Source organism: Pseudomonas syringae (genome assembly GCF_002157375.1).
Lineage (GTDB): Bacteria > Pseudomonadota > Gammaproteobacteria > Pseudomonadales > Pseudomonadaceae > Aquipseudomonas > Aquipseudomonas syringae_T.
Map to the genome: position 1 here is coordinate 209,869 of NZ_MTSA01000003.1, position 22,295 is coordinate 232,163.

Consider the following 22,295-nt stretch of genomic DNA (forward strand, 5'->3'; position numbering starts at 1 on the left):
CTCAGCCCGCACGAGTCCTGCGCCTATCATCAAAGAATGGCTTGTCTCGAGCCACCCGGTCAGATGCCTTGGGCATATGAGCGCCGTCTGCGGCCCCTGCACTTTCGTCGATGTACCAATAGCAATGCCGCGCCGAGCGCGTAATGGCCACATAAGCCAGACGCAAGACTTCGTCTTTCTGTGCGGTGTCGAACGGCTGAAGATCGTTAGCGTCGCCCAGCCCAGCCAGCCGATAGACCTGATTCTTGTAAGGCGATACGGTCAGGTGCTGACAATCTCCCAGCAAGAACACCGCATCCGCCTGTAACCCCTTGGAGCTGTGATACGTCAGGGTTTTGATACGGCGGCCCTGGTGCCCCATTGCAGCGTCGGCGTCGATCAATGCCTGCAGGCGCTCGGCAAACCGGGCCTTCTCGCTTCCCTTGCGATAGAGCAGCAGAATCGAGTCGCCATCGTTGTAGTGCTCGGCTACACGCTCGGCCAGTTCGTTTTCGTCGCGGTCCAGCACTTTGACCGGCAGCAGCTCCTGAGGCGCACCACTGGCGCGAGCCTTTTTGCCCGGAATGGCCGGGGCTGCACGAACGATGTGCTCGGCGGCGTCGATAATGTGCTGATGGCTGCGGAAATTCTCACTGAGCATGACTTTGGTGGTGGCCGGTGATGAAAACTCTTTAGCGAACTCCATGAAGTATTTCGGCGAACTGCCCCGCCACCCGTAGATCGATTGCCAGTCATCGCCCACGCACAGCAGCGAAGAACGCTGTGCAATCCGTCCCACGTGCAGGGCAGGACCACGACGCCGGATCTCCCTCAGGCTGGCGCGTATCCACGACACTATCTGTGGCGACACGTCCTGAAACTCGTCGATCATCAGGTGCGACAGCGGCCTCAGCCTCTCATCACTGACATGCTTGAGGTTTTCCGGCGATGTTTCACCGAACAGGGCAAACATCCGGTTGTAGGTCATGATCGGAGGCGTCTGGGCCTGCAGGTGATTTTCGAAGGCCTTCCAGAACAGGCTCAGCGCTTCGAAAAAGAAACGGTCCGGGTCATCGCTGGCAAAGCTCATATTGGCGACAGCATCCGGTACATCCAGGCCGAGGTTCTCGATAAAACTGGCCGCCGTGACAAAACAGTCCAGCAGCGGCGCAGCGCCCAGTTCACCCTTGACCCGATATTCGAACCCCGGTCCGGCCACCGCCGTGCCTGACAATGACTGCAAGACTTCGCTGGCAGAACGGTAATTATCGAACCATATCAGCGGCTTGCTGCAGAAAGCTTGAAACAGGGTGCGCTTTATGACGCCCTCGGCCCATACCGGCAACTTAGCGCCCGGCCGTTTGAGCTGCTGGTCTTCGCTGGCATCCAGCCCCAGTACGACCCATGCATCCAGCTCAGCGATATAGCCGTGAAAATGGAAAGGAAAACCATTGATTTCAACCGCTTGGCGCATAGGCTCAATGCCTTTTATGGGCCAGGCGCCAGCCCGGATCCACAGGTCCTCAACGGTGTCACACCATTCCTCATCCCGTTTAGAGGAAAGCTCTGTCACAGCGACGCGTTTCTGCACGTCCGGGTGATCGCGGTCCAGCTCCTTGAGCTGCAAGGCATGGCGATACAGCGGCGCCATGACCTCGCGAAAACGCGGATTGCTGGCGTACAGATCGCGATAGCAGAGGTTCAATTGCTGGCGCTGCGCGTCATTGATGCGCAGATCGAAAGGGTTGCTGTCCGCCTCTTCCTGGCCCGATGCCTGGCTACTGAGGTTTTCGAACGCACGCAGCTGTTCAAACCCCGGCAGGCTGCGCACCAGTGGCAGAATGCGCGAGTGAAAGGTGCGCACCACGTCTCTGGCCTGCTTTTGGTCCACTGCGTGCCCCCACAGGGCCATGACGTCGATCAGCTTGTTGATGAAGTCCTTGCGCGATTCACGCGTGAAGGTCACGACCGTCATCGCATTCAGTTCAAAGCCCAGGTAGTGATGCAGCAGCAGGATTCGCAACACCAGCGATGTGGACTTGCCCGCCCCGGCGCCTGCGATCACGTAGGTGGACGGTGTGTCACTGAAAATCATTTTCCACTGCGCAGCGCTGGGCTGGGCGTGAGCCGGAAGCTTTTCAGCCACGTCGCCCTTGATGCGTCTTTTCAGTTCGGGCGTCAGCGCCAGCCGCCAGTCGTCGAACAGGTGATCGTCCACCTTCGGTCCGCGATGGAGGGCCGGGCGCTTGTCGTTGATCACCAGCACCTGACGGCCCAGCTCCTGACCATCGAGATAACCTTCGGCATAGCCCTCGCTGACACCTTCGATATGCCCGTTCAGGTAACCGTCGGCGTGCCCCTGAAACCAGGAGGGCGTGTGCTGCGAACCCAGCCTTGTCAGGCTGCGTCCCATCACGCGTGCCAGCAGACGCCTGAGAAACGGCAACTGCCGTGGCGGTAGCAGATCGACATCCAGGTCATGAGGAAGCTCGGAAGGCAGGTCGTCGGGCACGCAGACTCCATTGGGTGGCTTGCAGGCAGAATAAGCGCCTATGGTGGCCGGATTCGCCTGCAGGTTCCAGTGAAATGCTTTGCTGTCAGTGCGTTAGCCGATCAACTGCATGCAATATGGCAAGTGCTATCAAACCGGCATGACGGATTTCGGTATCAAGGCACCGCGATGCTGAATGACCACACCGGCAAGACGATGCCCTGCTTCAGCGGCCTGTCGGGGGTGTTCACCCATCAGCCGCGCAGCCAGATAGGCAGCACTGAACGAATCTCCGGCTGCCGTGGTATCAACAATATTGTTCACCTGCTGGGGCTCGATTTCAAAATGCTCGCCACCCGCCTCGATCAGGCAGCTCTGTGCGCCACGCTTGACGACCACTTCGCCGATGCCGCGTTCGCGATAAGCCGCCAGCAACTGTTCGCTGTCGGTGTAGCCATAGAGTGCCTGCTCATCGTCTTCGGTCAGTAACGCCAGGTCGACATGCGGCAGGCAGGCCAGATACGCCTCACGTGCCTGCTCGACACTGGCCCACAGACGAGGCCGGTAATTGTTGTCGAAGGCCACCCTGACGCCTCGCAAGCGAGCACGACCCAATGCTTCCAGCAACCGCGCACGCCCTTGTTCGCCCAGGACTGCCAGCGTGATGCCACTGAAATACAGCACGTCATAGCTGGCCAGCGCCGACAGGATCGGCTCGGCAGCCGGCGTCATGAAACAGTCCCGCACAGCGGCTTCGTTGCGCCAGTAGAGAAAACGGCGCTCTCCGCTGTCATCGGTCTGAATGCAGTAAAGCCCCGGCAACCGGCCCGGCATGCGCTGCACTTTGCCCAGCCCGATCCCCTCGTCCGCCCAGGCCCGGCACATGGCATCGCTGAAACTGTCATCGCCCAGCGCTGTGACATAGTCCACTTTGGCCCGCTCACCCAGCAGGCGAGAAAGGTAGACAGCGGTATTCAGCGTGTCACCGCCAAAGCTCTGGTGCAGACTGCCATCGGCGTGCTGCTGCAATTCGATCATGCACTCGCCGATCAGGGCGATTCGTGGAAGGCTCATGACGGTAACTCCTGCAGAGGTCTGAACTAGAAACAGGTACTGAAAGGCTCGATAACCCGCAGGTCATCATCCACCAGGCAACCTGAACGCCACTTGTCGAAAGTCAGACACGGGTGTGAAGTACCAAAGGAAATGATGTCGCCCACCTCCAGCTCGCAACCGGGCGCAACCGTCATGAAGGCGTGCTGATCCATCACCGCCGTGACCGTACAGGCGCTGACGTCAGCGCCCGAGGCTGCCAACACACCGGGTTTGTAGCGCAACAGCGGATTAGGCAGGCCCGCATCGTAGGCCACATCGCGCTTGCCCATGGCGATCACGGCAAACCCCGGCTCCGGCAGAGACGGCACATGCGCCCAGACTTCCAGCGCCGGACGCAGCGCTTCGCTCAACCCGGCACGCCGATCCAGCACACAACATTGCGCATCCTTATAGATCCCGTGGTCATGGACGACGTAGCTGCCGGGTCGTAAAACGCTGAGAAACCGCTCGCGCACCGCCTGGGCATCGAACGCTTCGGCAATCAGGTCGTACCAGGCCGAGCCCGACGCAGTCACGATCGGGCGATCCCGCGCAAAGGCGCCCTTGTTCTGCAACTCGACCGCCAAACGCACCAGCGACGCTGCGAACGCCTTGATGCCGGCAACGGCCTGGTCACCGTGGATGACACCCTCGTACCCCTCGATGCCGGTCAATGCCAGCGCCGGCTGAGCCTGAACCGCATCCGCCAGGGCCAGCACCTGAGCTTCGGTGCGGCAGCCGCAGCGACCGCCCGGCACACCGTACTCGATCATCACGTTCAGCCGCAGCCCGCGAGCCGCAAAAAACGCACCCAGCGCCGCGACGTTGTCCGGGTGATCGACCATGCAGTGGAATTCAAACATCGGGTCGGCCAGCAGGTCGGCGATCACCGCCATGTTGGGTGTACCGACCAGTTGATTGGCCATCAACACGCGCCTTACCCCGTGGGCATAAGCGGCCTGGGTCTGTACCGCGGTGGCCAGGGTCATGCCCCAGGCGCCCGCGTCCAGTTGGCGGCGAAACAACGCCGGAACCATGCTGGTCTTGCCATGCGGCGCCAGCTCGGCACCGCTGTCGCTGACAAAGCGCTGCATCCAGCGAATGTTGTGTTCCAGCGCCCTGTTGTGAATGACCAGCGCGGGCAGGCTGACATCGCTGACCAGGCTGCTACCCGGTTGCGCAGTACCCTTTTCCATGACGGCGATGCTCATCAGTAAACTCCTGCAGTTATTCGTTGATCCGGCGAGCCAAGCCATTGGCGCTGTCGATCAGCACCCGCCGATAATCGTTGTAATGGGTTTTGGCGTCGTCCCGTGGCGCGACGATGCATAAGGTCGCGATGCACTGGCCCTGCTCATCCCTGACCGGCGCGGCAAAGCAATGGGTAAAGGTATCGGCCACGCTATCGAAGGAAAAGAAGCCGTCTTCACCCGCCTGGCGAATCTCGCGCAGAAAGGTGTCCAGCGGCAGACGCTCACCGCCTGGCAAAACGAAATCATCCGGGTCGATGAGGTCGATGATCTGCTGGTCCGTCAGATGACTGAGCAGTAAACGCCCGGAAGCGGTCCAGGGGATCGGAGCGTTTTCACCGATGTCCGACGAAATACGGAAGTGCCGTTCACCCTCCTTCATCAGCGCAACCGTGTATTTGCGGCCGTTGAGCAGGCACATTTGCGCGGTTTCCCGGGTCTGGCTGACGATGTCGCCCAGGCAGGCTTCCGCCTCCCGCGTGAAATCGAAATGCCGCAGGTGTGCCTGACCGAGAAAGTACAGCTGTCGACCCAGGTAGACATGCCCGTCCCTGCCGACAGTCTCCAGAATCCGCCGTTCCAGCAAAGACGCCACCAGTTCGTAGACGGTCGACTTGGGGCTGCCGATGCCGCTGGCGATCTCGTTGGGGCGCATGGGCCTGGCCTTTTCCTTGAGGAAATCCAGAATATCGAACGCCCGGTCCAGCCCGCGTGCCCGGCGCTTGATGAGGTCTTCGGTCATGCTCATTCCTTCAGAAAGCTTGCCGCTGCTACTTGCGCTTGTAAGCGATGCAGTCGATTTCGACCTTGCAGTCGACCATCATGCTGGCCTGTACGCAAGCGCGTGCCGGGGCGTGTTCGGGGCTGAAGTATTCGCCGAACACCTTGTTGAAGCTCCAGAAATCCCGCGGATCGTCCAGCCATACACCGACGCGTACCACGTCCTTGATGTCGTAACCGGCCTCTTCGAGGATTGCGATCAGGTTGCGCATGGTCTGGTGCGTCTGCTCGACGATGCCGCCAACGATAATCTCGCCATCCTGCGCCGGCACCTGGCCGGAAACGTGCAGCCAGCCATCGGCCTCTACCGCTCGGGCAAATGGACGCGGTTGACCGCCACCTGCGGTGCTGCCTGCACCATAACGGGTAATAGTCATGCAATTCTCCTTGGGTTAAAACGTTGAAAGGGGTGAAACGTTAAAAACGGATGTTCTTGAGAAATTCGCTCAGCCGCGCCGATTTCGGCTGCTCGAACACGATTTTCGGTGGCCCCTGCTCTTCGATGCGGCCTTGATTCATGAACACGATCTGGTCTGACACTTCATAGGCAAAACGCATCTCGTGGGTGACCAGCAGCATGGTCATGCCCTCCTCGGCCAGGTCTTTGATCACGCTCAGCACTTCGCCCACCAGCTCAGGGTCGAGTGCCGACGTGACTTCGTCGAACAGCATCAGGCTGGGATTCATGGCAATGGCACGCGCAATGGCCACGCGCTGCTGCTGTCCGCCCGACAACTGGCCGGGAAAGTGATTGCGTCGCTCCAGCAACCCGACCCGGTCCAGCCATTTTTCGGCCAGGGCAATCGCCTGATCCTTGGGCATCTTCTTGACCTTCAGCAGGCCCAGGGTCACGTTCTGCAAGGCGCTGAGGTGCGGAAACAGATTGAATTGCTGGAACGCCATGCCGGTCATCGCCCGGTGTTGCGCGATCAGACGCTCCGGGTGGCGAACACGCCTGCCATCGACGTCGCTGTAACCGATGTCCTGACCTTCAAGGCGGATGTGACCGCCCTGAAACTCTTCCAGCAGGTTGACGCAGCGCAGCAAGGTGGTCTTCCCCGACCCGCTGGAGCCGATCAGGGTCACAACGTTGCCTTTCTGCATGCGTAAATCGACGCCCTTGAGCACTTCCACATCGCCGTAGGACTTGTGCAGGCCCTCAATGCTGAGCAGCGCCGGGCCGGGGGTTGCGGTATGAGTCTGTGTCATGGCAAGGCCACCCGTTTTTCGATGTGTCGCCCGAGAAGCTCGATGGCGTAGTTGATAAGGAAGAACAGAAAACCTGCAAACAGGTAGAACTCCAGGGTCATGAACGTGCGGGCAATCACCTGCTGAGTGCTCAATAGCAGTTCAGCGACGCCAATGACTGAAAGCAGCGTCGAGGCCTTGACGATCTCGGTCGAAGAGTTGACCCAGGTCGGCAGGATCTGACGCATGGCCTGAGGCAACAGCACATGGCGCAACGTCTGGTTGAAACGCAGGCCAATCGCTTTGCTCGCCTCGATCTGACCCCGTGGGATGGCCTGCAGCGCGCCGCGCACGATCTCTGACACGTGAGAGCCGCAAAACAGCGTCAAGCCTATTGCTCCCGCCTGAAACGCGCTGATCTGCCAGCCCAGCGCAGGCACCATGTAGAAAACCGCCAGTACCAGAACGAACACTGGCGTGCCGCGAATCAGGTCGACATACAGGCGCACCGGCAATCGTGCGAAGAACCCGCCATAGGTCAGCACCAGACCGGCACACATGCCGATCAGCGTGCCCGCCACAATGGCCAGCGCCGAACATTGAATACTGGTCAGAAAACCCGACCAGAGCACTTCTCGTGCGGTCCACAACTCCTGCAACCAGCCAGGGGGTTGATACATGACAGCCTCCTAGCGGCGAATCGCCAGACGTTGTTCAAGGGCGCGCAACAGCATCGCAATCACGTAGCAGGCCACCACGTACAGTGCCGTGGTCGCCAGCCAGGTTTCGATGACCCGGTAGCTTTCGACGTTTATCTTGCGCGCGTAATAGGTCAGTTCAGGTACTGCAATGGCCGCCGCCAGCGACGTGTCCTTGAACAGTGAGATGAAGTTGTTGGAGAGCGCTGGCAACACATTGCGCAACATGACCGGCACAATGATGTAAGCCCTCACCTGCCATTCACCCAGGCCGATGGCCAGCCCTGCCTCGCGCTGCCCTTTGTGGATGCTCAGCAGACCGGCACGAAACACTTCAGTCAGGTAGGCCCCTGCGTACAGCGACAGCGTGACTACAAATGACGCCAGCTTGTCGAGGCGAATGCCAAGTCCGGGCAAGGCGAAGTAGATCAGCAGGATCAACACCAGAATCGGCGTGTTACGCACCACCGTCACGTAGATCGAGGCCACGATCCGCAGCGCACGGTAACGCGACAACAGTGCAAAAGCGTTCATCAGACCGATCACGCAACCGATGGCGATCGAGATCAGGGCCAGTTCCAGCCCGAGGCCCAACCCTGCCAGCAGGTTGGGAAAGTCGCGCCATACGGCGTCAAAATTCAATTGATAATTCATGCGTGCCCGTACCTGGCAGAAAGGACTGAACAGCCCTCCCTGCCCTCGAAGGTCAGAGTGGACTTATTTGTATTCCATCGGGAAACCGATTGCCGGGACGGGCAGGTCCACGCCAAACCATTGCTTGAACGAAGCGGCATACGCCGGGAACTCGACACCGGTCATGGCCTCATGCAAAGCGGTGTTGACGAAGTTCAGCCAGTCCTGATCGCCCCGTTTGACGGCGCACGCGTAGGTTTGCGGGCTCCAGGCAAAAGCCGGTGAGCGGTAACGGCCAGGGTTCTGCACCATCAGGTATTTCACCGAAGACTGATCGGTGGCGGCCGTGTCGGCACGACCGGAGTTGATGGCCTGATACATCAAGTCGACGCTGTCGTACTGATCGACCTTGGCCTTGGGCAGCGCCTGATGGACCAGCTCTTCGGCGTACACGTTTTGCAGCACCGCAACGGTCACGCCATCGCCCGCCGCTTTCAGGTCATCGATTTCCTTGAATTTGCTGTTGGCCGGTAGCAGCAAGGCCACGCCTTCGCGGTAATACGGCAAGGTAAAGGCCACCTGTTGCGCACGGCTGGCGGTGACAGTGATGAACTGGCAACTGATGTCGACCTTGTCGGTCAGCAGATTGGGTATCCGCGCATCCGACGACTGCACCACGAACTCGACCTTGCTCGGGTCATTGAACAGGCCTTTAGCGATGATTCTGCCGATGTCGATATCGAACCCCTGCAGCTTCCCGTCCGCGCCCTGAAAATGCCACGGCGCATTGGTGCTGCCCGTGCCGACGATCAGGTTGCCGCGTTTCAACACCGCGTCCAGTTTGCTGCCCTCGGCCGCCTGCGCCGTGTTGGCAAGCGTGAATGAGGCTGCAAGAACAAATGCACAAGCTTTCAGAAAAGAAGGTCCGCGATGCATGACATAAACTCCGCCGAGGTATTCGTTATTCCGCTATAGCGGACACTGGTATGTAACAACGGAATAGACAGCAGAAAGTGTGCCACAGGAGACAGGCAGAAAACACCGCATAAAAAAGCCGAAGCAAATCAACAGGCTGGTGAAGGGAAGCAACGCGAAAAGATGAAGGTATCTTTAAGGGGGCGCCGCTACCTTTTGTCACATTTGAGTGATAAGGCCCCACGCGTGTGCGTGCGCGCCGATAGCGGGCATCGATAATAAAAGCGCTGACGCATCCGGAAACGGGGCTCAAACCGCAGCATCACGCTGAGTAAAGCCCCCGTGTGGGGACGAGAATCAGAGACAGGTGGCAATCGCTGCAGACCGCAAGGCCGTCTGGGGATCGCCTTGCGGTGCATAGAACTCAACGGTGGTGACCGAGCCCTTGGCGTGTACGTCCGCGAAATACCTGGTCTCGGTGGTGAACACCGTAAAGCCGCCTTCAGCCAGGTCATGCATGAACACGTCCGAAGACGTGCCAAACATGGCCTCGTTCTGCCAGGTCACCTGAATGCACTGAGCCACGGCGCTGTCCTGCTTGGCGCTGGACAGTACCTTGGACGGTCCCGCCGAGCGCGCCGAGCTGGAAGGTGCCGCGCACCCGGCCAGCATCGCTGCGGATATCATTGTGACGCTTGTCAGAAACAGAAACTTCATGTCATGCCTGCGCTGATAAAAAGCCGATTCTAGCACTGCTACGCAGCCTCAGCTCTCGGCCAATTGCTCTTCGTACTCTTTCACGTATTCGCCGGCCAGCGTCTCTTTCTGTTTGTCGTCGAGCAACTTTCCCGCCATCTGGAAGAACTTCTGCTCTTCTTCCTTCAAGTGGTGATGCACTTTTTCCGAAAGCTTTTTCGCGGTCGCCAACCAGGCAGGACTGGACATCTCGGTTTCGTCGAGTTCTTCCATCATTTCATCCATTTCATGGTGCTCGGAAATGGCATGACGGCTGAGGTCCACACCATTGTCGTGGGCCATCAATGGAATGTAGAAATGACGCTCTTCCGCAGTCTCGTGGGCTTGAAGCTCTTCCTTGAGCTGCTTGTACGCCTGCTCGCGTTCGGCACTGTCGCCACTGGTCTTGATGAGTGCATCGGCGTAGCCGCGTTGACGGTCATGGCTTTCGCGCAGGGCTTCGAAAATATTCAAGGTCTGGTCTCCTGGTGGCTTCCGGGAGATGGAAGCATTGTGGACTAGACCCTTGGGGAAGATCAGCAGTTCCAAGAAATGCTGGCAAATGACTATCGTGCTGTAGAAGCGAACTCAAGCCCGTTCGAAAACCACGTCCTGAGCGCCTTCCCACAACGTTTTGACGCCCAGTTTGCGCAGGTTTTCCTTGCCTTGGGTAATCGTCAGAAAGTGATTGCCCGCCAACTGGCCCATTTTGCTGGCAAAGCAGCACGAACCGTAGGCCAGGAGAATCTCGGTTTCACTGTAGCCGCCCGGATAGAACAGAATATCGCCCACCGAAGGGTGGCTGGTCGCGTTCTCGAAGCCGATCAGTTTGTCATCAAGCTTCAACTGGTAATCATCCAGCGGCACCCAGCAGCCTTCACCGCTCCAGCGCACATGGATGAACTTCTGCCGGTAAGGCAGCAACTTCAGAAACGCTTCGACCGTCTGCGGCGCGTCCGGATTGGCTTCGGCCAGAAACTCATACCCGCCGGCGGTAATTTTAATGGTGGTCACTGAAAAAGGACTCCTTGAAAGCTTCGAAACCCGAAACGGGTGCGAAAGCATAAACGCGGCCATCATACGGCGTCACGGAGTTCCGTTTCGGCCATACACGAGGTACCCGGGTCGACTGCTCAAACGCTCGTAATACCTGTTCACCGCTGGCAGATGCGGATGTTCAAGCGGTGTCTCGAACCAGCGGTTGACTGAAAGCCCCACGGGAATGTCGGCCAGCGTGAATGTTTGCCCGGCGACATAAGCACCCGTGACCTCGAGCTGTTGATTGAGTATCTGCATGTGCCGGGCCCAATTCGCGCAGGACGCAGCCGTGGCCAATGCGTCTTGATGATCGGTCGAGCGGCGTACCAGAGACATGAATGCATAGGCCCATGATCTGTTCAGGTCTGCACTTTGCCAATCGATCCATTGATCGATCCGCGCTCTTGCCTGTGGCTCTTGCGGATAAAGACAGCGGCCATCGTGACGGGCAGCCAGATAGCGCAGGATGCTGTTGGATTCCCACAACACAAAATCATCATCGACAATGACCGGCACCATAGCATTGGGATTAAGGGCCATGAACTCGTCAGTGTCAGTGCGTTTGAAGCCACTGCCCCAGTCCTCCTGACTGAACGGTATGTTCAACTCTTCACACACCCACAGCACTTTGCGCACGTTGATAGACGATGCCTTCCCTAATACTCGTAACATTCAGCCTCCTGGTTGCAGAGCCACGTCTTTCAGTGATCTAAGCGCTCACATCACACATTTAGCGAACAGGCGATTCTCGTGTATTTCGTCCTGCAATGCATAGTGCGGCGAGCCCTTCATCTGGTAGCCACGGCGCGGATAAAACCCCAGAGCGCGCTCGTTACCCACCCAGACGGTCGCCCACAGCTGCGAGGCATGCTGAGCAGCGGCACGTTGTTCGGCGGCATCTAGCAACCGTTGGCCGGCTCCGCGCCCGGTGAAACGCTCTTGTATGTACAGACGCTGCAGTTCAGCGGCAGTCGAGTCGCCAAGCATTGGGTGATCCGTGCGCAACGTGACCTGAGCAAAGCCGATCAGATGCCCCTTTGACTCTGCCACGATAACAAGCGTTGCCGGCTCAGCAAGCAGACGCGCAAAGGCTGCGGGGGAAAACGCGTCGAGGGCTTCTCTTGCGATGGACTCCCGGATGCCCTGCGTGGCGTAGGTGTCGAGAAAAACCTGCAGGCCGAGCGCGCTCAGGCAGACCGAGTCTGCGGCCGAGGCGTCGCGCAGTGTCATCATGAAGGAAGGGGTTACGGTCATGGTCTCAGTTGATCCGGGTGCCAAGGACTGGAACCCGGATCATACCCGACATGCGGGCAGGCCCGGCACGGCTGCCGGGGCGCCGGTTTTAGCGTCCGGTCATGAGCGACTGGAGACGCGCTTGAGCTTGCTGAGCATTTTTGCCTTGCTCATTCAGCTCTTGCAGCAGTTTATTGAGTTCGGTCTGCACCACCGGGTCTTTGACGGTAATCGCCGAACCCGAAATATCGATTTGCGACTTGTGCGCCTCAACGTAGTCAGCAACCTTCAGACCGCTGGCGAAGGTACCTTTGATCTGCGGCAAGACTTCGCGAAAGGTGTTCGCCGGCACGCTGACTGTACGGTCGTAAGCCTTGTCGTAGACAACTTTCAAATCATCAGGCTGTTTCAGCTTCGCATGCGCCGCATCGGCCTTGCCTTGTTCGACGGTCAGTTTTTCACCGACCTCATCAAGGCCTGTCTGCACCGCAGCAAGGTCGGCACGACGCTCGATGACATCGCTGACCGAGTGAAACGACCCCTTCTGCATCAACCCGCTGAGAGGCTGCACCGCAGTGTCCATGCCCGCTCCGAAGTCGGAAATCACGGCGTAGTGCGAGCTGTAATCGCCAAAGGCTTTCTTCTCGTCTTCCGTCAGCTTGGGCACATGCAGGCCTGGCTTGTCGATAATGCGGGTTTGCAGGAACTGAGTGAACGCCGTGCGCTGCTCAGGCTCCTTGTCGCCGCAGCCAGCCAGAAACAAGGGTAACGCGACTGCCAGCAACAAGCCTGGACGGAAAAGGGACTTCATGTCATGAACCTCCGAAATCATAAGAATGCACGTCCAGGAACACCGTTCACTGAACACGAGCGTGCTTATAGTCTCGTCATGACATCATCTAGTTCCGCGATGACGGTAAAGATACGGGGTTAAAGGTCCGAGCCGCACGCTATTCGAATGACTGGACTTCAGCGTTTGAAACGGCGGACCGCGGCGTGGCGATCAGGCTGGAATCGAGGCGTTAACGATACTGGCGCAGCGCGTTACGGCAGAGGCCGTCAGGATGAGCGAGATTTTCCAGACAGATAGCCAGCCGAATTTCGCAACTCCGTTGCTTGAGATGTCGAAAAATAGCATTCACCAATCACAAAAATAAAAATGTTATTTATCAATAGTTTAAAAAACTGACTACGACTTTCCGAGAGCCCATGTATTCCTGTGCCCCACGCAAATGCTGCCTGATGAGCACACGGAAAAAAGTTCCTTAACAATTCTTCATGAGGTGAAACGTTTCAGCGACTAGCCTTCTCCGGACCTGCAACGTGAACAACAGGAGTCAATCACGATGTTTGCACACGAAGGCCTGGGCCTGATTCTTATCTCCATCGTCTTTCTGCTTGGAGCGATCGCGATGTTCATTCACCCATTTCATGCGTTGGGGAGCTGGCTCAGGAAAAAACGACAGGAACGGAAATCCGGCTAGCTATTGCTCAACAAATAGCCAGTTCTAAATTCACCAGAAAAAGCCAGCCCGGCGACAGTCGGGCTAGCGGGCCCTTTCTCTGGATCACACGCGCCGCTTAGTTCATGTCGAGATTCCTCGCTGACGTCAGCGATATCAGCGCCCCCTTATCAATACTGGCCAATTAACACTAACTAGTGATCAACATTGCACGCGCTATCAGGACAATACTTAGATGTGAGGCACACTGCCGCAATGAGTAATCTGCTTGCAATCTAATGTTTCCAGTGTGATACGATTCTGAAACTATTTGATATTGAATAAGTGGCCACTTGCAATTACCGTGTGTGCCACGTATCGAAACCAATTTGCCACTAGTGCTGACAGAGTAGTTATGACTAGTCCCTCAATCAATGCGACCGGTTATATACGCGAGTCCGTTAGCGACTACGCTCTCCCACCTGCACGTGTGTTTGATTTCAGCACGTGCAAGGGCACCCGGAAAGGCCCTGTCTTCCTGATTGGCTCAGGAAGCTCTGCCGGCGATTTTCCGGTCAGGGAGTTTGCAAACACCCCCATGATCACAATGAACGGTGCGTTCTCGATGTTTGCCGGGACGAAAATCAAACCGTTGTTCTATGTATGCTCCGACCGGGATTTTCCTAATCAGCAGCCTGAACTCTTCGCCGCAGCCCTGCGTGGCAGCGAGAATGTGGGCCTCTGGGAAGACCAGTTTCAATCCGGCATTCCAAAGCCTGCCGGACGCGCTTATGCACTGAAGAAATCAGCGCGCTCATCAACGGTGGCTGCCCTTTGTTCAAGGGAGGAAGCATTGGTCCGAAAGCTGTCGCTGTGGAGCAGTCGAAGCAGAGACATCGGCTTCAGTAAAAACCTGGAGCTAGGCTTTTTTGATGCGCGTACGGTCATGTACCTGGCATTGCAACTCGCTCACCACTTGGGTTTCGATACCGTCTTTCTGGTCGGTTTTGATTTGAACCAGTCTGCGGGCAGATTCTATGAATCTTCGACAGACTCGCGCTCGCCTTGCGGTCTGGATCAGCACTACGAATCAAGAATTCTTCCTTCGCTCGAACTCATGTCAAAGCATGTAATGGGCGACGACTTTCAGGTGTTCAATTTGTCGGAAAGCTCGAGAGTCCCCCACGACATCATCCCCAGGATGAGTATTGATGAAGCCCGACGCAAAGTAAGCGCCGTCAGTAACAACACCCTGTGAACAGCGGCGCCGAGTCGCTGGCCCTTTTGCCACCGCAGTCGCATTGATCCGGAAAAGCCCACTCTGGACGCCAAAAGAAACGGATGCTCGCCATCACGGATGCCTGGATAACCCGGCAGACGCTGCAATCCTGCATCACCCACCATGTCACTGCCGCCCGACCTATGCGACAATGCGCGCCAATGTCTGGCATGAACCCCCACATTCATATCCCGGCAACGCGGTCATGGCAGGCTGACGTTGCTGTCGACGTATGCCCGTTGGATCAGCTCATGCTCAGGCGGAGCGGGCTGAACAGCTATGGCCGGTATCGAACGCGGTACCCGCTGCTGACACCAGCGCTCCTCCAGTTATTGCCCAAGTTATTGATAGGTAAAGTAATTGATCTCCACAGCTAACATCACGATGCAGTTCGGCCCCAAACCTTTGTTCGAGAATGTCTCGGTCAAGTTCGGCGCCGGTAACCGTTACGGCCTGATTGGCGCGAACGGCTGCGGTAAATCCACATTCATGAAAATCCTGGGCGGTGATCTCGAGCCGTCGGGTGGTCAGGTGATGCTGGAGCCGAACGTGCGTCTGGGTAAGCTGCGCCAGGATCAGTTCGCCTACGAAGAATTCACCGTGCTCGACACCGTGATCATGGGTCACGAAGAGCTGTGGAAGGTCAAGGCCGAGCGCGACCGTATCTACTCGCTGCCGGAAATGAGCGAAGACGACGGCATGGCCGTGGCCGAGCTGGAAACCGAGTTTGCGGAAATGGACGGCTACACCGCCGAGTCCCGCGCTGGCGAATTGCTGTTGGGCCTGGGCATCGGCATCGAGCAGCACAACGGCCCGATGAGTGAAGTGTCGCCGGGCTGGAAGCTGCGCGTTCTGCTGGCTCAGGCGCTGTTCTCCGATCCGGAAGTGCTGTTGCTCGACGAACCGACCAACCACCTGGACATCAACACCATTCGCTGGCTGGAAAACATTCTGACCCAGCGTAACAGCCTGATGATCATCATCTCCCACGACCGTCACTTCCTGAACAGCGTGTGTACTCACATGGCTGACCTGGATTACGGCGAGTTGCGCCTGTTCCCGGGCAACTACGACGAGTACATGACCGTGGCGACCCAATCGCGCGAGCAACTGCTGTCGGACAACGCCAAGAAGAAGGCGCAGATTTCCGAATTGCAATCGTTCGTCAGCCGCTTCTCGGCCAACGCCTCGAAAGCCAAGCAAGCAACTTCCCGCGCCAAGGCGATCGACAAGATCCAGCTGGCCGAGGTCAAGCCTTCGAGCCGTGTGAGCCCGTTCATCCGTTTCGAACAGACCAAAAAGCTGCACCGTCAGGCGGTCATTGTTGATCGCATGGCCAAAGGCTTTGACGGCAAGACACTGTTCAAGGACTTCAGCTTCCAGGTTGAAGCAGGCGAACGCGTTGCAATCATCGGCCCGAACGGTATTGGCAAGACCACCCTGCTGCGCACCCTGGTCAACGAACTGACCCCGGATGCGGGCACCGTGAAATGGACCGATGCAGCGGAACTCGGCTACTACGCCCAGGACCACGCCCACGATTTCGAGGATGACTGCACCCTCTTCGACTGGATGGGCCAGTGGACGCAAGGCGGTGAGCAAATGGTACGCGGCACGCTAGGCCGCATGCTGTTCTCCAACGACGAGATCCTCAAGTCGGTGAAGGTGATTTCCGGTGGTGAACAGGGCCGTATGCTGTTCGGCAAGCTGATCCTGCAAAAGCCGAACGTGCTGGTCATGGACGAACCCACCAACCACTTGGACATGGAATCCATCGAGGCGCTGAACCTGGCGCTGGAAAACTACCCGGGCACGCTGATCTTCGTCAGCCATGACCGCGAGTTCGTGTCTTCCCTGGCAACCCGCATCATCGAACTCAGCCCCAGCGGCGTGATCGACTTCAGCGGCACCTACGATGACTACCTGCGCAGTCAGGGCGTTTCGTTCTAAGCCTTGTCGTCTGGCGGTACCAAAAGCCCTGTCCTGTGACAGGGCTTTTTTGATTGGGCCGTTTACGGTTTCGGCTGACTCAGCATCTCGATCCACAAAGCACCCTTGCCGGAAGGTGCCTCGCTGACCCGCTTCAAAGCGCCGTCCGCACCAATCGCGTAACTGCCGATTTTGTCGCTTTTTTCTCCGCTGACCAGTAACCAGCGCCCGTTGGGTGATACCGCAATGTTACGCGGCTGCTTTTCCTCAACCGGGTAGTTTTCAACAAACGTCAATTTGCCCTTGCCCGGATCAACACTGAACACCGACACACTGCTGGTGGTTCGTTCGCTGATAAACAACCACTTGCCGTCCGGCGCAAGACGTATATCTGCGGCCCAGACACGTGGCACAGGATCATCCTTGAGGTCGTTATTGCGTGCATCGCGGACCTGACCTGGCGCAAGTTTCAAGCGCTCTGGAATACCGCCAGCCTGGCTCACCTGTTTCAAGGCACCGGTTTTTTCATTGATCGCAAACGCTGTGACCGTGCCGCTCATTTCGCCCACCACGTACAGAAACCGGCCATCGGGCGAAAACGCAAGGTGGCGCGGGCCGGTATTGTCGGGAACCGTCACAAAGCCTTTACCGATGGGGACGAGTTTGCCGTCCTTGGGTTCAAGCCGGTATTGCAGGACGCGGTCGACCCCCAGATTACCGGCGTAAACGAAACGATTACTCGGGTCGGTGCGCACCGAATGCGCATGCATGCCCGTCTTGTAGGTTGCAATGCTGTCGCTGGGACGGTGTTGCGCATCGATAGGCTGAACGCTGATCAGGTCTGCGCCGTAGGACGCACCCAACAGAAAGCGCCCGCTGCGGTCGGTTGAAAGGTACGCCAGGCTTTCCGCCAGGGGCGCCTGACTCAGCGGCTTGAGATGCCCTGTTTCAGGCTCTATGGTGAAGCTCAGTACCTGATAGGGTTTTGCACGCAGCGCAGCAAATAACGCCTTGCCATCGGGTGAGAGGGCCATCGGATTGACCTGATCACCCGCCTTGGTCTGTTCGACAAGGCTGAGCGCTCCGTCTTGCTCGTCCAGGCGATATTGGGAGATCAGCCCATCTGCGGGGCTGGAGATATAAGCAAAGGTGGAAGCCTGGACAGGCAGGCCGAACGAACATCCGACCGCAGCAGCCAGCATCAGGATTTTTCTCATGGTGAACCTTTTTATTTTTATGGTTTGAGTTGTTGCGTGATCAGTCATCCTATGACCATCTCTACACAACAGCAACCGGATGATGAGCCGCCCGCCTAAAAACGGTAGCCTGCTTTCTTTTCTCCGCGACGCGCGCCATGATGAGGCACTCCCACCGCCTGCCAGCGAAGAGTCCAATGCCTGTCACGCAACCCGATGCCCCGAATATCACCCTGCAGATCGTCTCCATCGTTTTCTATACGTTCATTGCCTTCCTGTGCATCGGTCTGCCTATCGCGGTACTGCCCGGTTACGTCCACGATCAACTAGGCTTCAGCCCGTTGATCGCCGGGCTGACCATTGCTTCGCAATACCTGGCCACCCTGCTCAGCCGGCCCTTTGCCGGTCGGGCGACGGACACGCTGGGCAGCAAGCGTTCGATCGTGTTCGGACTGTGGGGCATCGGCATCAGTGGCGTGCTGACGCTAATGGCCACCCTGCTTCATGAGTTTGCGACGGTCAGCCTGTCGATTCTGATCACCGCGCGATTGTTTCTGGGCGTCTCTCAAGGACTGATCGGAGTCGGCACCATCAGTTGGTGCATCGGCAAGGTCGGGCCGGAACATACGGCCCGCTCGATTTCATGGAACGGCATTGCCTCCTATGGCGCAATCGCTATTGGTGCGCCGCTGGGCGTGGTGGTCATCGACACGGCAGGTTTCAATAGCCTGGGAGTCGCCTTGATCGCGATGTCGGGGCTAGCGCTCTGGTTGATTCGCCACAAGCCGTCAGTGCCGGTCATCGTCGGCGAGCGTCTTCCCTACTGGTCCGTGTTCGGCAGAATAGCGCCCTATGGTCTGGGCCTGACCCTGTCTTCCATCGGCTACGGCACGCTGACCACGTTCATCACGCTGTTCTATCTGAGCCGTGGCTGGGAAGGCGCTGCCTACTGCCTGAGCATGTTCGGCGTGTGTTTCATCCTCGCGCGCTTATTGTTCATCGGCGCCATCAATCGGCTTGGCGGCTATAACGCAGCCATGCTGTGCATGGCCATTGAAACCTGCGGGCTGGTCATGCTGTGGCTTTCGCCCAGCAGCGGCATGGCACTGGCCGGGGCCGGACTGACCGGCGTGGGGCTGTCGCTGGTTTACCCGGCGCTGGGGGTGGAAGCCATCAAAAACGTCCCGACACCCAGCCGCGGTGCGGGGTTGAGTGCCTATGCGGTGTTCTTCGACCTGGCACTGGCGATTGCCGGTCCGGTAATGGGCGCCATCGCTTTGGGCCAAGGTTATGACTGGATCTTTTTCTACGCGTCGCTGCTCTCATTGTCTGCGCTCGGCCTGACGATCTGGCTGTCCCGCAAGGCTGGCCAGCGCTCTTGAAAAAGACGTGGCAGTGTCTTTCGGGCATAAGCTTTTTGCTTATTGTTCCAATAGTTAGTACACAAAGCCGAAATAACGCCGCCGGTCGGTCAATTTCTTGACGACCACTCCCACAGGCTCTTGACTTGATGCTGCAGGCCTCGAAACAGGCTCGCTAAGCCGTCGTCGCCCGCTCCACTGCGACGTCACATGCGTGGCAGTTCGGCGCTTTCCCCCTCTTCAATGGCCTCCCTGTCCGCTCGACCGGGAGAGCCGTCATGAGATTCAGCAGTCGTCCTCTGTGCCATACCCGCAAAGTCCTGCCAGTCTTCATCATGGCGATCATCCCGCACTCTGCCGAAGGGGCCTGTGAGCTGGCGCCTACTGGCGACAACCCGGTTCAGGTCTGCGACAGCGGCAGCAGCGGCCCTTATAGCGATGTCAGTGATACACGGCATAACCTGGTGTTCCCGGCAGGCGGCACAGCGACGGTCAACGGCGGCATCAGCTACGGCGGGGAAGCAGACACAATCGACATGGGCTCGGGTCGGGTCCTCGGCGGCATCAATCAAGGCGCAGGCGCCGACACATTCACGTTTTCAAGCGGCGAAATCACGGGCGAGATCAGCCAGGGCGCCGCGCCCGACAGCTTCACCATGAGTGGCGGCACGCTGGGTTCACTGGCCCAGGGCGACGGACTGGATACTTTCCTGATGACCGGGGGCACGATTACCCGCGCATTCGAAGACGGTGACCGGGCAGTCATGACCGGAGGCAGCATCGGCCGGGTCGACATGAAGCTGGACAACAACGTGTTCGACCTGTCGGGCGGCAGCATCCTCAACAACCTGGTGGCCGGATTCGGTCAGGATACGATTACAGTGTCGGGCGGGAGCGTTGGCGGCGCGGTCAGCGTCAGTGGCGGTGACGACCGGATAACCGTCAGCGGTGGAGAGATTCGCGGCGAAGTGCGCACCAGCTTTGGTAACGACCGTTTCGAGTGGCTCAATAACGGTTATGTTCGCAGCAGCGTGCTGATGGCAGACGGGAACGACACGGCGCAGCTGTACAACCTGAGCGAGTACCTGACCAGCAGCAACCCACGGCTTGACGGTGGGCCTGGCAATGATGTGCTGACGTTCGACAGCACCAGGGCGTCCTACCCGAGTCGCTATCCCCACTGGGAAGCAGTCAACCTGCTCAACGGCTCACAACTGGACCTGGACGGCCCACTGACGCTGGGCGATAGCGTCAGCCAGACCGGCAGCCTGAGTCTCGACGCCACAAGCACCGTGCGTTCAACCTCAGGCAGCATCGTTGCGTTCAACGCGACCTCGCTGGCAACCCTGGACAACGCCGGCACGCTGGACCTGACCGGCAGCGGCAGTTCTGTCTCCGACACCCTTACGGTTAACGGAAACTACACCGGACGTGGAGGCCGCCTGTTGCTGCAATCGACGCTGGGTGACGAGACGTCGCCCAGCGACAAACTGGTGGTTTCACAAGGCACTATCGGCGGCACCACCGGCATGCTCGTCAGTAATGTCGGCGGTGTCGGGGCGCTTACCCAAGGCAATGGCATCGAGGTCGTGCAGGCCATCAATGGCGCGGCTAGTGACGAGGCCGCGTTCTCGCTACAAAACTCGCTGTCTGCCGGGGCCTATGACTACTATCTGTTCAAGGGCGGATCGACAGCAGGCTCCGAAAACAGCTGGTTTCTGCGCTCGGCAGTCATTGCCCCTCCCCAGCCGGAACCACCCGTTCCGAATGAGCCGGTGCCGGTGCCGGTGCCGGTGCCGGTGCCGAATCCCATTCCAGATCCCGCACCACCTCCGGTGCCAACGCCGGCACCGGACCCCACACCAGAACCAGAACCACAACCAGAGCCAGAGCCTGAGCCTGAACCCGAGTCTCCACCCCCGATCGTGCCCGAACCACCCTCACCCATCGAGCCGACCACGCCTCCTACAGAGCCTCGCCCACCCGCGCCACCACCCACACCGACACCAGCGGTCGCTCTCCCCGTACCGGCAATGGGCACACCGCCTTTGCCGGCGCCGGTTCGCGGGGCTGATCCCATTGCCCTGTATCGCCCGGAAGTGGCCAATTACTCGGTCATGCCTCCCGCTGCGGCAACGCTGGCCCTGGCATCACTGGGCACGTTCCATGAGCGTCAGGGCGATCAGCGCCTGCTGACGCAATCGGGCGCAATCCCGGCCGGCTGGGCAAGGGTGTTTGGCAGTGACTTCAAACAACAGTGGTCAGGCACGGTAAGCCCGGGGCTGGATGCCTCGTTCAAGGGGTATCAAATCGGTCACGATCTGTATGCCTGGCAACGGGATGCAGAACGTCTCCAGCGTGTCGGCCTGTTCGTCGCTCATAACCACCTGAACGGCGACGTCGAGGGCTTCGCAGGAGGTTTTCACGGACGGCAGACGGGACGGATCGCGTTACGCGGCGACAGCGTGGGCGCGTACTGGACGCTTTCGACGCCTGAAGGCGGGTACATCGATGCCGTGGTGATGGGGACGCGACTGGAAGGCCGCAGTCGCTCTGACCGAGGCGTCCGTATCGACACACAGGGACACGCCTTGAGCCTGTCCATCGAAGCCGGCCTCCAGATGGACCTGTCCTCTCGCTGGGTCCTAGAACATCAGGTGCAGATCATCCATCAGCGCGTCGCGCTTGACGATCAGCATGATGGTATTGCTCAGGTGAGCTTCGACAGCCAGCCCTACAACACCGGAAGACTGGGTGTACGTATCAAAGGACGCCATACGCTGGCCGGCATGCCGATAGAGCCTTACCTTCGGGCCAATGTCTGGCGCAACGCGGGCGGACACGACACGGTGATGTTCGACCACACAGAACGCGTCAGGACCGCTCATCAATCAACGACGGGCAGCCTGGGCGGCGGCATGATCATAAAGATCGCCAGCGAGACCCGTCTGTACTGGAACGCTGACTACAACCGTGATCTGGACAATCACAAGCTGAACGGAATAAGCGCCAGCCTGGGAGTCAGGCTGGCGTGGTGAAGCGTTAACGGCTGT

General features: G+C 58.6%; 20 protein-coding genes. 4 read left to right on the plus strand and 16 right to left on the minus strand.

The genetic code is table 11. The features are described 5' to 3' along the window. Position 1 precedes the first annotated feature (1 nt). The 15 genes from BW686_RS04470 to BW686_RS04540 form a co-directional block, all read right to left on the minus strand. Positions 2-2,491 carry a UvrD-helicase domain-containing protein gene (locus BW686_RS04470; RefSeq protein WP_179149171.1) on the minus strand — a complete coding sequence of 830 codons (2,490 nt, stop codon included), beginning with the start codon at positions 2,489-2,491 and terminating at the stop codon, positions 2-4. Between the two features lie 129 nt (positions 2,492-2,620). Further along, positions 2,621-3,544: a sugar kinase gene (locus tag BW686_RS04475; RefSeq protein ID WP_084914677.1), complete on the minus strand. Its 924-nt coding sequence runs from the start codon at positions 3,542-3,544 to the stop codon at positions 2,621-2,623. Between the two features lie 26 nt (positions 3,545-3,570). Beyond that, positions 3,571-4,776, minus strand: a complete 1,206-nt coding sequence (locus BW686_RS04480) for an amino acid deaminase (protein WP_084914682.1) — start codon at positions 4,774-4,776, stop codon at positions 3,571-3,573. Between the two features lie 16 nt (positions 4,777-4,792). Beyond that, positions 4,793-5,557 carry an IclR family transcriptional regulator gene (locus BW686_RS04485; RefSeq protein ID WP_084914684.1) on the minus strand — a complete coding sequence of 255 codons (765 nt, stop codon included), beginning with the start codon at positions 5,555-5,557 and terminating at the stop codon, positions 4,793-4,795. Positions 5,558-5,585: 28 nt separating this feature from the next. Continuing rightward, positions 5,586-5,972 carry a RidA family protein gene (locus tag BW686_RS04490; protein WP_084914687.1) on the minus strand — a complete coding sequence of 129 codons (387 nt, stop codon included), beginning with the start codon at positions 5,970-5,972 and terminating at the stop codon, positions 5,586-5,588. 40 nt (positions 5,973-6,012) lie between these two features. Then, positions 6,013-6,804, minus strand: coding sequence for an amino acid ABC transporter ATP-binding protein (locus BW686_RS04495; protein WP_084914689.1), 792 nt, complete (start codon positions 6,802-6,804; stop codon positions 6,013-6,015). Continuing rightward, positions 6,801-7,463 (minus strand): amino acid ABC transporter permease, encoded by a 663-nt coding sequence (locus tag BW686_RS04500; protein WP_084914692.1) that lies wholly within the window; start codon positions 7,461-7,463, stop codon positions 6,801-6,803. Before BW686_RS04500 ends, BW686_RS04495 begins: the two co-directional genes overlap by 4 nt. A 9-nt stretch (positions 7,464-7,472) precedes the next feature. After that, a complete protein-coding gene (locus BW686_RS04505) occupies positions 7,473-8,135 on the minus strand; it encodes an amino acid ABC transporter permease (protein ID WP_084914694.1) in 663 nt (220 codons plus the stop codon). 63 nt (positions 8,136-8,198) lie between these two features. Next, on the minus strand, positions 8,199-9,050 hold the full coding sequence (locus BW686_RS04510) for a transporter substrate-binding domain-containing protein (RefSeq protein WP_084914696.1): 852 nt from the start codon (positions 9,048-9,050) through the stop codon (positions 8,199-8,201). A gap of 336 nt (positions 9,051-9,386) precedes the next feature. Then, positions 9,387-9,746: a 2-oxoacid ferredoxin oxidoreductase gene (locus BW686_RS27055; RefSeq protein WP_084914699.1), complete on the minus strand. Its 360-nt coding sequence runs from the start codon at positions 9,744-9,746 to the stop codon at positions 9,387-9,389. Positions 9,747-9,794: 48 nt separating this feature from the next. Then, positions 9,795-10,238: a hemerythrin domain-containing protein gene (locus BW686_RS04520; protein WP_084914701.1), complete on the minus strand. Its 444-nt coding sequence runs from the start codon at positions 10,236-10,238 to the stop codon at positions 9,795-9,797. 114 nt (positions 10,239-10,352) lie between these two features. Beyond that, the gene (locus BW686_RS04525) at positions 10,353-10,778 is read right to left on the minus strand and encodes a DUF3830 family protein (RefSeq protein ID WP_084914704.1); all 426 of its coding nucleotides are present in this window, start codon (positions 10,776-10,778) and stop codon (positions 10,353-10,355) included. A 72-nt stretch (positions 10,779-10,850) separates the two neighbouring features. Further along, a complete protein-coding gene (locus tag BW686_RS04530) occupies positions 10,851-11,474 on the minus strand; it encodes a glutathione S-transferase family protein (RefSeq protein WP_084914707.1) in 624 nt (207 codons plus the stop codon). 45 nt (positions 11,475-11,519) lie between these two features. Beyond that, positions 11,520-12,056 (minus strand): GNAT family N-acetyltransferase, encoded by a 537-nt coding sequence (locus BW686_RS04535; protein WP_084914710.1) that lies wholly within the window; start codon positions 12,054-12,056, stop codon positions 11,520-11,522. Between the two features lie 88 nt (positions 12,057-12,144). Next, complete coding sequence (locus BW686_RS04540) at positions 12,145-12,846, minus strand: DUF3053 domain-containing protein (RefSeq protein WP_084915066.1); 702 nt, start codon at positions 12,844-12,846, stop codon at positions 12,145-12,147. A 1,046-nt stretch (positions 12,847-13,892) separates the two neighbouring features. On the opposite strand from BW686_RS04540, the gene BW686_RS04550 reads away from it, so the two are divergent. Beyond that, positions 13,893-14,735 carry a lipopolysaccharide biosynthesis protein gene (locus BW686_RS04550; protein WP_084914716.1) on the plus strand — a complete coding sequence of 281 codons (843 nt, stop codon included), beginning with the start codon at positions 13,893-13,895 and terminating at the stop codon, positions 14,733-14,735. Between the two features lie 381 nt (positions 14,736-15,116). Beyond that, the gene (locus BW686_RS04560) at positions 15,117-16,706 is read left to right on the plus strand and encodes an ABC-F family ATPase (RefSeq protein ID WP_084914720.1); all 1,590 of its coding nucleotides are present in this window, start codon (positions 15,117-15,119) and stop codon (positions 16,704-16,706) included. A gap of 62 nt (positions 16,707-16,768) precedes the next feature. On the opposite strand, the gene BW686_RS04565 is transcribed toward BW686_RS04560, so the two are convergent. Beyond that, positions 16,769-17,902: a lactonase family protein gene (locus BW686_RS04565; protein WP_084914722.1), complete on the minus strand. Its 1,134-nt coding sequence runs from the start codon at positions 17,900-17,902 to the stop codon at positions 16,769-16,771. A 176-nt stretch (positions 17,903-18,078) separates the two neighbouring features. Between BW686_RS04565 and BW686_RS04570 the strand changes: the two genes are divergently transcribed. Further along, complete coding sequence (locus tag BW686_RS04570) at positions 18,079-19,263, plus strand: MFS transporter (protein ID WP_179149172.1); 1,185 nt, start codon at positions 18,079-18,081, stop codon at positions 19,261-19,263. Positions 19,264-19,520: 257 nt separating this feature from the next. Next, positions 19,521-22,280, plus strand: coding sequence for an autotransporter family protein (locus BW686_RS04575; RefSeq protein WP_084914727.1), 2,760 nt, complete (start codon positions 19,521-19,523; stop codon positions 22,278-22,280). Positions 22,281-22,295 lie beyond the last annotated feature (15 nt).

Bases quoted from the DNA above. Each gene is read 5' to 3' on its own strand.
- BW686_RS27055 (WP_084914699.1), bottom strand. From the start codon at position 9,746: ATGAAGTTTCTGTTTCTGACAAGCGTCACAATGATATCCGCAGCGATG.
- BW686_RS04480 (WP_084914682.1), bottom strand. From the start codon at position 4,776: ATGAGCATCGCCGTCATGGAAAAGGGTACTGCGCAACCGGGTAGCAGC.
- BW686_RS04505 (WP_084914694.1), bottom strand. From the start codon at position 8,135: ATGAATTATCAATTGAATTTTGACGCCGTATGGCGCGACTTTCCCAAC.
- BW686_RS04565 (WP_084914722.1), bottom strand. From the start codon at position 17,902: ATGAGAAAAATCCTGATGCTGGCTGCTGCGGTCGGATGTTCGTTCGGC.
- BW686_RS04495 (WP_084914689.1), bottom strand. From the start codon at position 6,804: ATGACACAGACTCATACCGCAACCCCCGGCCCGGCGCTGCTCAGCATT.
- BW686_RS04575 (WP_084914727.1), top strand. From the start codon at position 19,521: ATGAGATTCAGCAGTCGTCCTCTGTGCCATACCCGCAAAGTCCTGCCA.
- BW686_RS04490 (WP_084914687.1), bottom strand. From the start codon at position 5,972: ATGACTATTACCCGTTATGGTGCAGGCAGCACCGCAGGTGGCGGTCAA.
- BW686_RS04510 (WP_084914696.1), bottom strand. From the start codon at position 9,050: ATGCATCGCGGACCTTCTTTTCTGAAAGCTTGTGCATTTGTTCTTGCA.
- BW686_RS04535 (WP_084914710.1), bottom strand. From the start codon at position 12,056: ATGACCGTAACCCCTTCCTTCATGATGACACTGCGCGACGCCTCGGCC.
- BW686_RS04530 (WP_084914707.1), bottom strand. From the start codon at position 11,474: ATGTTACGAGTATTAGGGAAGGCATCGTCTATCAACGTGCGCAAAGTG.
- BW686_RS04570 (WP_179149172.1), top strand. From the start codon at position 18,079: ATGCCTGTCACGCAACCCGATGCCCCGAATATCACCCTGCAGATCGTC.
- BW686_RS04540 (WP_084915066.1), bottom strand. From the start codon at position 12,846: ATGAAGTCCCTTTTCCGTCCAGGCTTGTTGCTGGCAGTCGCGTTACCC.
- BW686_RS04500 (WP_084914692.1), bottom strand. From the start codon at position 7,463: ATGTATCAACCCCCTGGCTGGTTGCAGGAGTTGTGGACCGCACGAGAA.
- BW686_RS04550 (WP_084914716.1), top strand. From the start codon at position 13,893: ATGACTAGTCCCTCAATCAATGCGACCGGTTATATACGCGAGTCCGTT.
- BW686_RS04485 (WP_084914684.1), bottom strand. From the start codon at position 5,557: ATGACCGAAGACCTCATCAAGCGCCGGGCACGCGGGCTGGACCGGGCG.
- BW686_RS04475 (WP_084914677.1), bottom strand. From the start codon at position 3,544: ATGAGCCTTCCACGAATCGCCCTGATCGGCGAGTGCATGATCGAATTG.